Annotated in this window: 18 protein-coding genes; 11 read left to right on the top strand and 7 right to left on the bottom strand. The window is 66.0% G+C overall.

Annotated features, from left to right (window positions below; all coding sequences use genetic code 11):
• Window positions 1–141 precede the first annotated feature (141 nt).
• The 4 genes from WMN78_RS11935 to WMN78_RS11920 all read left to right on the top strand — a co-directional run bounded on the left by WMN78_RS11935 (window position 142) and on the right by WMN78_RS11920 (window position 4,095).
• A complete protein-coding gene (locus WMN78_RS11935; protein WP_340533924.1) occupies window positions 142–1,140 on the top strand; it encodes a sugar ABC transporter substrate-binding protein in 999 nt (332 codons plus the stop codon).
• Window positions 1,141–1,145: 5 nt separating this feature from the next.
• Window positions 1,146–2,675 carry a sugar ABC transporter ATP-binding protein gene (locus WMN78_RS11930; protein ID WP_340533923.1) on the top strand — a complete coding sequence of 510 codons (1,530 nt, stop codon included), beginning with the start codon at window positions 1,146–1,148 and terminating at the stop codon, window positions 2,673–2,675.
• Window positions 2,672–3,679, top strand: coding sequence for an ABC transporter permease (locus WMN78_RS11925; RefSeq protein ID WP_340533922.1), 1,008 nt, complete (start codon window positions 2,672–2,674; stop codon window positions 3,677–3,679). Before WMN78_RS11930 ends, WMN78_RS11925 begins: the two co-directional genes overlap by 4 nt.
• An 80-nt stretch (window positions 3,680–3,759) precedes the next feature.
• Complete coding sequence (locus WMN78_RS11920; RefSeq protein ID WP_340533921.1) at window positions 3,760–4,095, top strand: hypothetical protein; 336 nt, start codon at window positions 3,760–3,762, stop codon at window positions 4,093–4,095.
• Window positions 4,096–4,108: 13 nt separating this feature from the next.
• On the opposite strand, the gene WMN78_RS11915 is transcribed toward WMN78_RS11920, so the two are convergent.
• Window positions 4,109–4,870 carry a LysR family transcriptional regulator substrate-binding protein gene (locus WMN78_RS11915; protein WP_340533920.1) on the bottom strand — a complete coding sequence of 254 codons (762 nt, stop codon included), beginning with the start codon at window positions 4,868–4,870 and terminating at the stop codon, window positions 4,109–4,111.
• A 66-nt stretch (window positions 4,871–4,936) separates the two neighbouring features.
• Between WMN78_RS11915 and WMN78_RS11910 the strand changes: the two genes are divergently transcribed.
• Window positions 4,937–5,341 carry a DUF5997 family protein gene (locus tag WMN78_RS11910; RefSeq protein ID WP_340533919.1) on the top strand — a complete coding sequence of 135 codons (405 nt, stop codon included), beginning with the start codon at window positions 4,937–4,939 and terminating at the stop codon, window positions 5,339–5,341.
• Between the two features lie 6 nt (window positions 5,342–5,347).
• Here WMN78_RS11910 and WMN78_RS11905 read toward each other — a convergent pair whose 3' ends face one another.
• Window positions 5,348–5,824: a hypothetical protein gene (locus tag WMN78_RS11905; protein WP_340533918.1), complete on the bottom strand. Its 477-nt coding sequence runs from the start codon at window positions 5,822–5,824 to the stop codon at window positions 5,348–5,350.
• Between the two features lie 167 nt (window positions 5,825–5,991).
• On the opposite strand from WMN78_RS11905, the gene WMN78_RS11900 reads away from it, so the two are divergent.
• The gene (locus tag WMN78_RS11900) at window positions 5,992–6,606 is read left to right on the top strand and encodes a thymidylate kinase (RefSeq protein WP_340534022.1); all 615 of its coding nucleotides are present in this window, start codon (window positions 5,992–5,994) and stop codon (window positions 6,604–6,606) included.
• Here WMN78_RS11900 and WMN78_RS11895 read toward each other — a convergent pair.
• Window positions 6,575–7,498, bottom strand: coding sequence for a hypothetical protein (locus tag WMN78_RS11895; protein ID WP_340533917.1), 924 nt, complete (start codon window positions 7,496–7,498; stop codon window positions 6,575–6,577). The two genes, WMN78_RS11900 and WMN78_RS11895, sit on opposite strands and share 32 nt — an antisense overlap.
• A gap of 64 nt (window positions 7,499–7,562) precedes the next feature.
• On the opposite strand from WMN78_RS11895, the gene WMN78_RS11890 reads away from it, so the two are divergent.
• Window positions 7,563–7,805: a GH32 C-terminal domain-containing protein gene (locus WMN78_RS11890; RefSeq protein WP_340533916.1), complete on the top strand. Its 243-nt coding sequence runs from the start codon at window positions 7,563–7,565 to the stop codon at window positions 7,803–7,805.
• On the opposite strand, the gene WMN78_RS11885 is transcribed toward WMN78_RS11890, so the two are convergent.
• Together WMN78_RS11885 and WMN78_RS11880 are read right to left on the bottom strand one after the other, a co-directional pair.
• A complete protein-coding gene (locus WMN78_RS11885; RefSeq protein WP_214952027.1) occupies window positions 7,789–7,968 on the bottom strand; it encodes a PspC domain-containing protein in 180 nt (59 codons plus the stop codon). The two genes, WMN78_RS11890 and WMN78_RS11885, sit on opposite strands and share 17 nt — an antisense overlap.
• Before the next feature lie 51 nt (window positions 7,969–8,019).
• Entirely contained in the window at window positions 8,020–8,409 is a 390-nt protein-coding gene (locus WMN78_RS11880; RefSeq protein WP_340533915.1) for a VOC family protein, read from the bottom strand.
• Between the two features lie 105 nt (window positions 8,410–8,514).
• Between WMN78_RS11880 and WMN78_RS11875 the strand changes: the two genes are divergently transcribed.
• Window positions 8,515–9,099: a hypothetical protein gene (locus WMN78_RS11875; RefSeq protein ID WP_340533914.1), complete on the top strand. Its 585-nt coding sequence runs from the start codon at window positions 8,515–8,517 to the stop codon at window positions 9,097–9,099.
• A 66-nt stretch (window positions 9,100–9,165) separates the two neighbouring features.
• The gene (locus WMN78_RS11870; RefSeq protein ID WP_425341148.1) at window positions 9,166–9,774 is read left to right on the top strand and encodes a DUF6919 domain-containing protein; all 609 of its coding nucleotides are present in this window, start codon (window positions 9,166–9,168) and stop codon (window positions 9,772–9,774) included.
• Between the two features lie 3 nt (window positions 9,775–9,777).
• Here WMN78_RS11870 and WMN78_RS11865 read toward each other — a convergent pair whose 3' ends face one another.
• Window positions 9,778–10,260 (bottom strand): pyridoxamine 5'-phosphate oxidase family protein, encoded by a 483-nt coding sequence (locus WMN78_RS11865; RefSeq protein ID WP_340533913.1) that lies wholly within the window; start codon window positions 10,258–10,260, stop codon window positions 9,778–9,780.
• A gap of 174 nt (window positions 10,261–10,434) precedes the next feature.
• On the opposite strand from WMN78_RS11865, the gene WMN78_RS11860 reads away from it, so the two are divergent.
• Window positions 10,435–10,641, top strand: a complete 207-nt coding sequence (locus tag WMN78_RS11860; protein WP_340533912.1) for a hypothetical protein — start codon at window positions 10,435–10,437, stop codon at window positions 10,639–10,641.
• 30 nt (window positions 10,642–10,671) lie between these two features.
• On the opposite strand, the gene WMN78_RS11855 is transcribed toward WMN78_RS11860, so the two are convergent.
• Window positions 10,672–12,057 carry an NAD(P)/FAD-dependent oxidoreductase gene (locus WMN78_RS11855; RefSeq protein WP_340533911.1) on the bottom strand — a complete coding sequence of 462 codons (1,386 nt, stop codon included), beginning with the start codon at window positions 12,055–12,057 and terminating at the stop codon, window positions 10,672–10,674.
• Window positions 12,058–12,197: 140 nt separating this feature from the next.
• On the opposite strand from WMN78_RS11855, the gene WMN78_RS11850 reads away from it, so the two are divergent.
• Window positions 12,198–12,899, top strand: coding sequence for a TetR/AcrR family transcriptional regulator (locus WMN78_RS11850; RefSeq protein WP_425341147.1), 702 nt, complete (start codon window positions 12,198–12,200; stop codon window positions 12,897–12,899).
• Window positions 12,900–12,907 lie beyond the last annotated feature (8 nt).

Raw genomic sequence — 12,907 nt, 5'->3', positions numbered from 1 at the left:
AATCCTTGTGATCTGCGTCATTGGAGCGCTACAGTTTCTTCATCCCCGTGTTTGTCCTGACATTAGAACGTAACGACATTCCGGTTTTCCCAGTTACTCCACCTGCGCGCCAGTCCGACGAAGAACTCCCAGGAGAAGCACATGCACAAACTCGCCAAAACCGCCGCCGCCACCGCCGTGGCCGCCCTCGCCCTCGCCGGCTGCTCAGCTGCTGGCGCCGGCACGGAATCAGGAAGCGGGGCCAAAGAAAAGATCGGCATCGCCCTTCCCGCCGGCAACCAGACCTTCTGGACGGGCTGGCAAAACGCCGCCCGCGACGCCGCCGCGAAACTCGGCGTCGACGCCTCCTTTTCCGATGCGAAAGGCGATGCAAACACCCAGAACGACCAGATCAACAGCCTCCTCGTGGGCGGCGCCAAGGGCATCGTCATCGCTTCCGTTGACCCCAAGGCCAACGCCTCGGTGGCCCAGGCCGCTTCCGACGCCGATGCCATCCTGATCACCGGCAACCGCACCCTCGAGGTTCCCTACGGCGGGCTGGAGGGCGCCAACCCACGCGTGCACGTCGGCTTCAACGACGTCGCCATCGGCAAGATGCAGGGCGAACTGGTGGTTCAGGCCTGCAAGGACATCAACCCCTGCCAGGTGGTGCTGCAGGAGGGAACCCTGGGGTCCACCCCGCAGATCGAACGGTCAGCCGGCCTCATGGAGGGCATCAAGGAGGCCTCCAACGTCAAGATCATCGACAAGCAATCGAATGACTTCGACCCCACGAAGGCAGTTGAGGTCACCCAGACACTCCTGCAGAAACACCCCAAGGTGGACGTCATGTTGGCCCAGACAGATCCGGAGGCTGTCGCCGCCGCCCGCGTCATCAAGGAGCAGGGCCGCCAGGACGGCATTAAGGTGATCGGCATCGGCGGCAGCATGGAAGGCACAGCCGCCGTCGCCTCCGGTGAGCTGTACGGCACCGTGTGGGTGTCCGCAAAGCAGGACGCCACGGCCGCCGTCGAAACGCTGGTCAAGATCATGCGCAAGGAATCCGTCACCACGACCACCCTCAGTGACCGCCCCACGGTTGAAGTTTCCGCAGTCAAGGTGACGAAGGAAAACGTTGGCCAGTACCCCGGCGAGTGGTGACACCGGTGTCTGCCGCAACTGAAACACCCCGTGTGTCGGCCAAGGGCATCCGCAAGCTCTTCGCCGGCGTTCCGGCCCTCAAGGGAATCGACCTCGACCTCTATGCCGGCGAAGTGGTCGGGCTGCTCGGCGAAAACGGTGCGGGCAAATCAACGCTCATCAAGGTCCTGTCCGGCGTCTACCGCCCGGACGGCGGCGCCATCGTCATCAACGGCACGGACACGCACTTCAAGGAACCGTCCGAGGCCCTGGCCGCCGGAATCGCCACGGTCCACCAGCACTCCATGCTGGCGGACAACCTGACCGTCGCCGAAAACCTGGTGCTGGGCAAGGAGCCGGGCACCAAGGCCGCGAAGTTCTGGATCCGAAAGCGCGAGACCCTTCGGCGGGCCCAGGAACTGGTGGACCGCTCCGGTATCGAGCTTCCCCTCAAGACCCTGGCCGGCGACCTCACGGTGGCCCAACGCCAGCGGGTGGAGATCCTCAAGGCCTCCAGCGAAGCGGGAACCCTGATTATCCTGGATGAACCCACGGCCGCCCTGAACCCTGACGAAGTGGACGAACTGTTCGACGTCATCCGCAAACTCAAGGCCCAGGGCATCCCGGTTCTCTATGTGAGCCACCGGCTGGACGAAATCCCGCGGATCTGTGACCGCGTGGTGGTACTGCGGGACGGTTCCTACGCCGGCGAGCTGGACAAGGAACACTCTGTGCCGGACGAGATCATCCCGCTGCTGGTGGGCCGCCAGATCACCGACCTGTTCCCGGAACTGCCCGCCGTCGGCGCCGATGCCGTCCTGGAAATTGCCGGCGTATCGGGGAAGCGGGCACGCGATGTCAGCCTCACCGTCCACGCGGGTGAAATCCTTGGCATCACCGGTGCCATCGGAGCCGGCCAGCGGAACATCGCACGCATCATCTTCGGCGCTGACAACGGCCGCGGAACCATGACGCTGAATGGCAAGCCGCTCCCGCACGGCCGGCCCGACCTGGCCACAGCGGCCGGCGTCGGCTACGTGTCCGGCGACCGGAAAACGGACGGACTGATCCCGTCCCTTTCAGTCTGGCGAAACGCCACCCTGGTCAAGTCCCACCGGCTGGGCCGCTTGGGGATCCTGAACCCCCGGGCCGAGAAGAAGATCGGTCTGGACCTGATCCGCAAATTCGACGTCCGTTCGGCCAGCCCCAACCAGGAGATCGTCACCCTCAGCGGCGGCAACCAACAGAAAGCCCTGCTGGCACGCTGGGCAGCCGTTTCACCGAAGCTGCTGATCCTGGACGAGCCCACGCTCGGCGTCGACGTCGGCGCACGGCGCGAAATCTACGACCAGATCGTGGAACTGACGGCAACGGGCATGGCGGTAATTATCGTCTCGGCGGACCAGGCCGAACTGCAGGGTATGAGCCACCGCGTCCTCGTCTTTGATGAGGGCCGCGTTGTGGCTGAAATGAGTGGCAAGGACGCCACGGAAGAAGCCGTTCTCCGGGCCCGCATGGCGTCCGAGGAACACCTCAAGCAGGGAGCAAAGCAATGACAATTCAATCCACGGCACCCACGGCCACGCCGGGTGGTGTGCAGCTGCCCAAAGCACCGTCCCGTCCGAACTGGACCCAGCAGCTTCGTCCGGTTCTTCGTCGCAACGGCCTCATCATCTTCTTCGGCGTCCTGTTGCTGGTCTTCGCGGCGGTCCGGCCCGAGTTCCTGTCCGAGGGCAACATCCGGAACATCCTCCTCAGCGCCTCGGTGATCGGCATCCTCGCCATCGGGCAGACCGTGGTGATGCTCACCGGCGGATTCGACCTCGCCGTGGCGCGCACGGCCGTCGTCGCTGGAATGGTGGTTGGCTTGGTCAGCCCCCTGGGCATGTTCCCGGCCATCTCGCTGGCCGTGCTGTCCTCCATCGTCGTCGGACTGGTCAGCGGCACCCTCATCTCCAAGGCCAAGGTCAACCCGTTCGTCGTCACACTGGGCATGTACACGATCCTCACCTCCGTGGCGCTGCTGATTAACGACGGCGGTTCCGTCAGCAACCTCCCGGGCTGGCTCACCGGCCTGACCTCCCTGAAGATCATGGGCGTGTCCAGCATTGTGTTCTGGTTCATCGGCATCGCAATTGCCGCCCACATCGTCCTTGCCCATACGCGGTTCGGCCGCCACATCTATGCCATCGGCGGAAACTTCGAAGCCAGCCGCCTGGCCAGCATCAAGGTCAACCGGGTCCTGACCATCGCCTACATCGTCTGCGCAGTTTGCGCCGGCATCGCCGGGATCCTGCTGACCGCACGGCTCCAGACGGCTTCTCCCGTCGCCCTGCCGGGAGCCGAACTGGACGCGATCGCGGCCGTGATCATCGGCGGCACCAGGCTCAGCGGCGGCTTCGGATCCGTCCCGCGCACCATCGTCGGTGTCCTCATCCTCGCCTCGTTGTCCAGCGGCCTGGTCCTCCTCGGCGTCGCTGCCTACTGGCAAGGCATGGTCAAGGGCGCGGTCATCATCCTCGCAGTGGCTGTCGACGTCATCTTCAATAAGCGCAACTAAAAACCAGCGCAGTCCTGGGGTGATATTGTGCCGGCGTCCGGATGGGACGCCGGCACAACTGCGCTTGCTACGGTGGAGGCATGAAATCCAGCCTCGCCGCCCTGTCCGCCGCCGCCCTCATAGTTGTACTCACCGGATGCGGCCAGGTCCAGGACGCGGCCGAAAAGGCTGTGAACGACGGCGCCTCGCAGGTTGCCACCGCAGCCGCCGACCAGGTCAAGGACCAGGTCTGCGCCCTGGTGGAGGACGGGCTGGTCAGCGTCAAGGACAAGGAACTGCTGGGTGGCCTTGTGGCTGGCGCCGAGACGGCAGGCGTTCCCGCGGAGATCACCACTCCCCTGCGGCAGATCGCCGAAGCCGGCGACCAGGTCCCGGCGAAATCCGTCACCGCGCTCAAGGACGCCTGCGCGGCCTAATGCTGTTAGCCCGTTAGCGTTTACCCTTCTTGCGCGATCCCTTCCCGCGGCCCTTGTCCGGGTTGGGGGCATATCGCTGGGCCACCTTGGGCTTCTTGACGCCGGTCCCCCGCCGGTCCGGCTTCGGCTCCTTCTTGGGCGCCTCCACCTTTGCCGACGGCTGGCGGGAGCTCTGGGCGGTCCGCCCGCGGACAATCCCGATGAACTCCTCGATCACTTCGTCCATGGCAGGGTCCGCCGCGTCACGCGTGGCCTCACTGGGCCAGGCAAGCGCAATCTGCGTGGTGGGTGCGCCGGTGAGTTTCCGCGCCACCGTGTCCTTGACGTTGAAGTGGCGGGCAACGGACATCGGCAGGACCGCGAGCCCCGCGCCGGAGGCAACCACCTGCAGGGCGGTTTCCGGGCCGCCCAGTTCAGCCACATCCAGGAACGTCTCCGCGGCAAGGTCCGCCAGGGCCACCTCTTCGAACACTGAAATCTCATGCCCCTTGGGGGCAACCACCACAGGCTGTTCTTCATACAGGGGAATGACGTTCAGGCCCTCCCGCTCCACCGGCAGCCGGACGAAGCTGAGGTCTGCGGAACCGTCGCTGAGGACGGTAAGCTGCGCGCCGTCGTCGGACATAAAGGAATGCAAGGGAACGCCCGGCATCCGCTCTTCCCAGCGCCGGATCCATTTGCCCGGCGTCACGCCGGCAACGTAGGCGAAGCGCAGCTCGCGCCTTTCCGGTTCGGAAGGTGCGGGTACTTGGGGGGCTTCTTCTTCTGCGGACACACGTTCACAGTACCGCCAGTGCTGCGGGATGGCGCTGCGGGCCCGCCCTCCGGATACCCTTGAAGCATGACCTCTGCAAACTCCCAGTCCATGAAGCCGGCCACCGTTGCCAAGAAGCTTGGCATCTACCTGCCCGCAACACCCCAGGAGTTCCAGGATTCGGTTATTACGCGCGCCGATTTCGCCGAGCTCCAGGCCAACCCGCCGGAGTGGCTGGCCGAACTCCGCCGCAACGGCCCGCACCCCCGCCCGGTGGTGGCGCAGAAACTGAACGTCTCCATCAGCGGCCTGGCCCGCGGCGGCGTCGAAGAAGCGCTCACGACGGCGGAAATCACCGCGCTGCTGCAGGCTCCCCCGGCCTGGCTGGTCGCCGAGCGCTCCACGCACGCCGCGGTCCGCGCCGAAGCTCAGCGCGTCAAGGACGAGGCAGCCAAGAAGGAAGCCAAGAAAGCCCGCGCCAAGGCCGAGTAGGTCTTCTTAGCGGACGGGACGCAGGTCGTCCGGGTCGCCCCGGTGGAACATCCTCCGCGGCGCGACTCCTTCAAAGAGCACCCACACGGTGGTGGCGTCTTCGGTCATGGCGTCAACAATGCCCGACGCCGTGACCCGGTTGCCCCGCACAATCGCCACCTTGTCCCCGGGACGTAGTTCGGACCAGTCACGTTCCGGCTGCGTGGACCCGGCTGTTGCTTCCGTTTGATGTCCGTGCGGAATCTGCGGACTCGCGCCGAACAGCCACGCGGATACGTCGCTGCGCAGCACCAGATGGGGTCCGCCCGTTGCACTCACACTTCCAGTGGGCACGTAATAGCCGCGGCCCGCTCCCGACCCGCCGGCCGCCCTGTCCAGGGCATCAATGAGGCGCCTGGTGAGGTGGCCCTGGGGACCGATCTCCCGGAGCTCGTCGAGCTCTTCCGGAGTGAGCCGTCCCAGCACAGCAGCAATATCGGCCATGATGGATCCCTTCTAGCGGATGGTGCCTGAAGAACCACGCTAGGACCCCGCCATTAACGGCGTATGAAATCCGGACGGCGAACAGAAAACAAGTTCCGAGGGGACAATCTGATCCGGCGTCTCGTTGAACCATTACCACCGCCCGCCACCAACGAAACGAGCCACCCCTGCTGATAGTCCTCACCGGAATTGACGGTGCCGGAAAGACCACCGCCGCGCGCGCAGCCGTGGAAGCCGCACGGCTGGCCGGTGGCAGCGCCATGCTGCTGCGCAACCACGCCGGCCGCCGCAACATGTCACAATGGTCCGCACGCTCCGGAATTCCCCTCAGCCCCCGCCTTGCGGACGCCCTGGAGACCATGATCCGGACGTTCAACGTTGTGGTTTCGCACGCGCGAGCCCGCAGGTTTACCGGCCTGGTGGTCATGGACCGCCACCTCTACTGCCAGCTTGCGCTGCGCAGCGTCCGGGGGCTCCCCCGCGGCCGGTTCCTCCGCTGGCTGCTGCGGCGTCTCCCCGCACCGGACCTGGTGATCCACTTCGATATCGCCCCGGAGCAGGCGCTGGAACGCATTCTCCTGCGGGGGACGGACAGCGAAACGCTCGAGGAACTCACGGCGCTCAGCCAGGGTTACCGCACCCTTCCGGAGTTCCCCGGGTTCGTCCGCATCGACGCCGGCGGCGCCCAGGACGAAGTGCTGGCCGCGCTCACCGCAGCGATCAGCGGTGCCGCCTCCCGGGCAGGACGGCTCAGCGCGAAACAATCGACGTCACCGCTGTGACGAAGAGGGGCAAGGCCGCCACCGCTGCCACGCCGAGAACCCCGCGCCCTGCCCAGTCAACCGCCCCTCCACGGCGGGCGGCCTCTGGCGCGCCGACCGAAGGCGCCCCGCCGCCGGCACGCAGGCGCCTGGCCCGGACTGCTGCAGCCAGCTGGGCCCCCACTATAACCACCAGCGCACCGACGCCGAGCACGACGCCAGCAGGCACGAACACGACGGCCGCCAGCAGCGGCAGGTAGTACTTCCACTTCTGTCCGGACGGCAGCGGAAGGCGCCCGCTGAACGCGCCCGCCACTGCGGCCACAACGGCACCGTGCAGGACGGCCAGCGCGGAGAAAAGCGCCACGGACAGCCAGCCCGGCCCCACGATCGCAAAGTCGATATTGTCGGCCCGGAACGGCTCCACGGAGGCTCCGAAGACCAGGAGAAGCAGCACTCCAAGCACCGGACCCGCCCACCTTCCGGCGGGGAGCCAACGGCGGATGAGCACATAGATGAACGCGGCGGCAAAGCCCGCCGGGAGTCCCCCGAAGAACAGCAACGCAATGCTGCCCTCAATGGTGGGAAATCCCACGTTGGCTTGGGCCTCGGTCAGTCGCCCCTGGGCCGACGCCGGCGAGGTGGCGGCCAGTATGCGCATCGCCAGCCTGCCGCCCGCCCACGCGACCAGGATCCCGGATGCGAGGGCGGCCACCGTCGCCACGTTGGCCCACCAGAGGTAGCGGCGCAGTGCGGAAACCTCGGGTCCGGGCGCTGACGGCTCCCTGACCATGAGTCCTCCCCACGCGACCACCATTGCCAGGCCCACCAACAGCAGCAGCGTGCAAACAACCGCGATTGCGAGCCCCACGTCATCACCACCAAGGTAAAGGTGGGTCCATTCTGCTCCCACGGAGAACATATGGACAGATCGCACCACTAATTACGCTCCGGCCCGACGCGACCTCCCGCGGCCGGTGGTGCAGCAATTATGTGCCAAACCGATTCCTCACACAGCTGCCCGGGTCTTCGCCCAGGGCGGCCAAGCCTGCATCACGGATCTGGTCTTCCCGGCGGGCAGTGGCTCGCCGGCCGCGTTCGGTCAGCTGTCCGCGTTCGCAGAAGGAGGAAACGTGACCGTGCGGAAGCTGGCCGTCACGGCTGTGACCGCCGTTTCAGCCCAGTCCCAGGCAGTGCAGGCAGTCACTCCTTGGGCATAACGATCCACAAGGCGATGTAGACCAGTTCCCCCACGCCGAACAGGCCGAACAGCACAAAGCCGATGCGGACGAGGGCTTTTGAAATGCCGAACCGGGCTGCGAGGCCGGCGCAGACGCCGGCGATCATTTTGCCATTCCTGGGCCGTACCAATGCAGCTGTCATGCGGCCACAGTACCAGCCGGTGCACTGGTTGGGTCCAGAGTCCTTTAGCCCCTAGTCCTGGTGCAGCTGGACGAAGTTTCCGCAGCCGTCGTCCAGCACCACCGAGGTTCCGGTAGGGCCCTCCGTCGGCTCGTCCTGGAAGATGACGCCGAGAGCTGCGAGCCTCTTATGCTCGGCCCGCACGTCGGGAACCCCGAACACGATCGCCGGCATCCCGGCGTCGTGCAGGCCGTTCATGTAGGTCGACGCAATGGGATTGTCGCTGGGCTCCAGCAAAAGGCCCACGGATCCCGAACTGCCCCCGGCGGAGCCGGGATCCTTCACGATGTACAGGTTGTATTCGGGCATGGCCATGAGCGTTTCAAAACCAAGCGTCTCTGTGTAGAACTGGTGGGCCGCGGCCGGATCCTTGACGTGGATGCTGCACATTTTTAGTCGCATGGTGCCTAGGCTACCGTGCCCACCCATTGACGGCAGGACCCGCCGGGATTCCAATGGAAGTACCGGAACCAGCCATCCGCGGCGGGTTCCGTTGGAGGTGGAACGGTGTCTGTCCTTACGGATTCGGTCCCCATGGGGCCCTGGCAGCTGGCAGCATGCGCCGCCGTCGTGGTGTGCGGTGTGGCCGGCGCAGTCTTTTCGGCGCGGTACCACGCCCGGCGCGACGCCGGGCAGCTAACAGACGCCGTTTTCTGGGACGCCTTCGCCGGGCTGGTCATCGTGTTCCCGGCCGTGCTCATACCGTCTCTCGCGTCGCCTTGGCTGGGCCTTGCTGCGGGGTTGCTCGCCGCCACGACGGCTGTGGCCGCCTATGTATACAGTCCCCGCGCGATGGCCTGGCATGCAGGGCGCCTGCACCAGGCAGCCGAGCGTGAGGAGCTGGCAGCCGCGGAGGCACGGCACCGGACGGCGCTGGCCAGATGGCAGCGGTACGAGCTCGACCCCGCCAGCTGCATTGACTTTCCGCACATGACCGACGTCAGGCGGCCCGAAACGGCGGCGCTGATCAAGGCGATGAAGGAGGCCGAACGGGTCCGGGCGGTCGAAACGGCCGGCTACCTTCCCGCCGTCGTCCGCCTGGAAGATGCCCTGGGCCGGGCGGAAGCCGCTGCCGGGGTGCGGGCGCGGTAAAGGGCCCGGACGTTAACCGGTGTGTCGCGGCTGTTGGGAAGGCCGCACCGGCGGCGATAGCATCCCATGATGGAGCCTTTAGTCACGGACACACGAGACCAGCACGGCAGGTTGCGATCGGACCGGGGAGTCTGGCGGCAGGCAACAACGCTCGAAGCAGCCGGGGAGCTGACCGCGCGGTGGCTGGAATCCCGCAGCGAATACCAGCCGGGCACTTTTGCGCCCCGCTTCGACGAGGAGACCCGGCCCATCGCCGCCGAACTGGCGGAACTCAACAGGAACGGCCTGTTCACCAAGGAATCCCAGCCCGGCATGCGGGCCGACGCCGGCCACGCCCAGAGGCAGTACGTCACCGGCTTCTGCAGCGCCGGGGCCGCCGCCGAACTCATGGCCCTGTCCACCAGGACGGACCTCGTCACCATCGGCCACGCTCCGGGCGAAGTGAGCGCGGCGGCAGTTCCGGTCACGTTCGACGGCGATGCGGTGGTCACCGTGCTCGGGTCCAGTGAGAACCCGGTGGACGATGACCAGCTCCGCGACTGGGCGGACGAGACCAACGAAACGCTGGCCCTGCTCCTCGCTGATTCGTGGTACGTGGAAGTCCTGGACCCGGTGTGGGGCCGGAACGACGTGCTGCTGCCGGAGGTCCTGGCGGCCCTCCGGCAGCTGCAGTGAGGACTACAATTCCACCGTCCCGCTTTCGCCGACGCTCATGCGGCTGTGCGTCACCTTGGATTTGACCCACTGAAGCACCGTGGCCGCCCTGCCGCCCGGGCTGGTCCAGTACTCCGCCGAATCCGAATCGACGCGCAGCAGGACAACCTCAGGGGTGTCCGGGCCGTCCGGGAACCAGGCTTCAACCACCTGGTTCCACATCTCGTGGATCTTCTGCCGGTCGGTGACAACCTCGGCGGTGCCGGCAACTGACACCCATTCGGTGTTCTTGCCGAAGGACACATTCACCCGCGGGTCGGCGCGGACGTGCGCCACCTGGGAAGTTTGCGATGACGTGAAGAACCACATATCGCCGTCGTCCTTTACTTCCTGGACGGCCAGCGGCCGGCTGACCAGCGCACCTTCTTCGTTGATGGTGGTCAGCATCCCGATGTGGGAATCGTTGATGATCTTCGTGACTTTGCTGATGTTCTCAGTGTCAGACATGCACTCACCTCGTTCGTCTCGAACGGGGAAGATCCCCGCCAGCCCAGCCTATTAGTAAGTTTGCTTACTTTCAACGATTTGCCGGTAGGGACACGAACGGCAACACTTGCGGGAGAAACCCGGCGCAGCGCCCCGTCCGCCAATCCGCACCAGCATCCAAGCCCAGGAGCCACCATGACCACGCCGAGCACCAACCCGGAATCAACGCGGCCGGACTGCCTCATGCCGGTCATCATTGCCGTCGTGACCGGTGTGGCCGGCATCGTCCTGCTTGCATTGAACGGCTTCTACTGGATGTGCGGCGTACTGGCAGTAGTGGACGCGATCGGCATTTCGACGATCATCGCAGCCTCCCGGGCGCGGTCCAGGAACAACGCCTGACCTCAGATCCGCCGGGCTCCCCGGCCGGGGTTAGGCCGGAACACCCACCCTGGCCGCCGCAACAACCCGGGCGGCAGTCAGTTTGCCCATCCGGATGGCGCCGTCGACGTGCTGGTAACCTTCCGCCGCCAGATCCGACGAGCTCCAGTAAATGGGGCCCACGGGCTGGTGCTGGTCCTTGCCGTACCGGTGCAGGCCGCCGAGATCATAGCTGGAGGCGTAGGCGCCGCGGGTCCACTCCTCGGAGCCCCAGTCCGACTCGTAGTAGACCTCGGGCTCGAGCGCTTTGTCCCCCAGGAAAACCGCAATCGATTCGAGGATGGCGCGGCGCCGGTCTTCGGCACTGAGCTCGAACACGGCGTCGGCCTTCTCGTCCGAGACAAAACCCACCAGCGTGCCGCGGGAATCCCCGTGGTTGGTGTTGTCGTAGACCTCCTGCACCAGCGAACCGGCGCTGAAGCAGGTCCCGGACAGACCCTGCTCCCGCCAGAACGGCGTGTTGTAAACGGCGTGAACCTTGATGACCAGGCCCAATGACTGGTGCTGGTGCATCTGGTGCTGGCGGCGCGGCAGCGGCGGATTGAAGGAGACCCGCGAATACAGGTTCGGCGGCACCGCCATGATCACGTAGCGTGCGTTGACCGTGGCCCGCTCCGACACCACGGTGACCCGCGGGCCGCCGTCGCGCTCTTCCGTCCAGTTAATAGTGCGCACCGGACTGTCAAGCACGACGTCGTCACCCAGTTCGCGTGCCTGCAGCAGCGAAACCTGCTGCATGCCTCCCACAACCCGCTTGTCCAGGATGAAGTCTTCGTCCGTCAGGTGGGTGAAGGACCCGGCGGAAGCGGCCATCAGGACGGCCTGCAGCGCTGAAAATGCGTGCGCCGGCTTGGTCAGCATGCCGCCGGCGATGAACAGGCCGATGTTGTTGCAGGCCTCTTCATCAGGGGAGTTCTGGCGGAGCCAGTGGTGGAAGGAGATGGTGTCCAGTTCGCGTGCCTTGGGGTGGGCCCAGGGTTCGGCGGGGCCGATTTCGGCCGCCAGCCCGTCCAGCAGGCCAATGAGCTTGTCCATCTCGGCGGCGGTGGTGGTGCCCACCGGGAAGGAATCCCCGGTGTAGCGGATCTTCCTGCCGTCGGCACCGACGTAGATGGACTCGCCTTCGCGGTAGCGGGAGTAGGTCTCCAGGCCCAGCTCGTCGAGGAGCTCCAGGAGCACCGTCTGGTCCGGAGAGACCCACTGGCCTCCGATTTCCAGCATGGCGCCGTCAATGGTGTCCGTCCAGGTGCGCCCGCCCACGCGGTCCCGCGCTTCCAGCACGGCGACGCTGAGGCCGGCCTTCTTCAGCTCGCGGGCTGCGGTCAGGCCCGAGGGGCCAGCGCCTACGACAACGACGTCGCGGTCAAGTTCCAGCATGATGTCCTCTCTGTGGCCGCGCGAGTGATGCGTACCACTAAATGAATGCCATTCATTTAGCAAAACTATAGCGGGTTCAGCGCGGCCGCGGAAGGGTCGGTGGAATAATGCTGGGGACCCCGCCAGCAGAAAGGCCGACGATGCCGGCAGCCGCCCGCCAAAATATCGAGTCCCCCGCGGATACCCGCGATGCCGCTGCCCCGCCGAAGCGACGCGCGGGCAGGCCCGCCGCCGCAGTGCTGGACCAGGCGGTCATCACCTCGGCAGCGCTGCGGCTGATCGGGAAGAGCGGCTACGACGGCCTCACCATGGCTGCGCTGGCCCGCTCACTGGACGTGGCGCCGTCGGCTCTTTACAACCACGTGGCGTCGAAGCGGGACGTGCTGGTCCTGGTGGAGGACCACCTCGCCGCCCTGGTGGACGTGTCCGCGTTCGGCAGTGAACCCTGGGACGAAGCCGTGCGGCGCTGGGCGTGGAGCTACCGGGACGTCTTTTCCAAGCACACGCCGCTGATCCCGGTTATCGCCGTCCTGCCCGTGACGGATGCGCCGCAGACCCTGGCCATGTACGAGACGGTGAGTGCAGGGCTGCGGGGCGCCGGATTCCCTGAAGAGCGCATCATCTCCTCGATCGTGGCGCTGGAATCCTTCATTTTCGGTTCTGCCTTCGATGTCACGGCACCGGCGGACATCTTCGATCCGGGCAGCATGGCGGAATCAACACCCAACTTCACGTCAGCGGTGCAGAGCCTGGCGGAACAGGGCCACGAAAGGCCTGCCGATGTGGCGTTCAGCCTGGGCCTGGAGGCACTGATTTCGGGGCTGGGGGCGCTGCGGAAGTAGTGGGTTCC

Source organism: Arthrobacter oryzae (genome assembly GCF_037911235.1).
GTDB classification, from domain to species: domain Bacteria; phylum Actinomycetota; class Actinomycetes; order Actinomycetales; family Micrococcaceae; genus Arthrobacter; species Arthrobacter oryzae_E.
The sequence above is the reverse complement of the archived record's forward strand: the minus strand, read 5'-3'. Positions and strand labels throughout refer to the sequence as shown.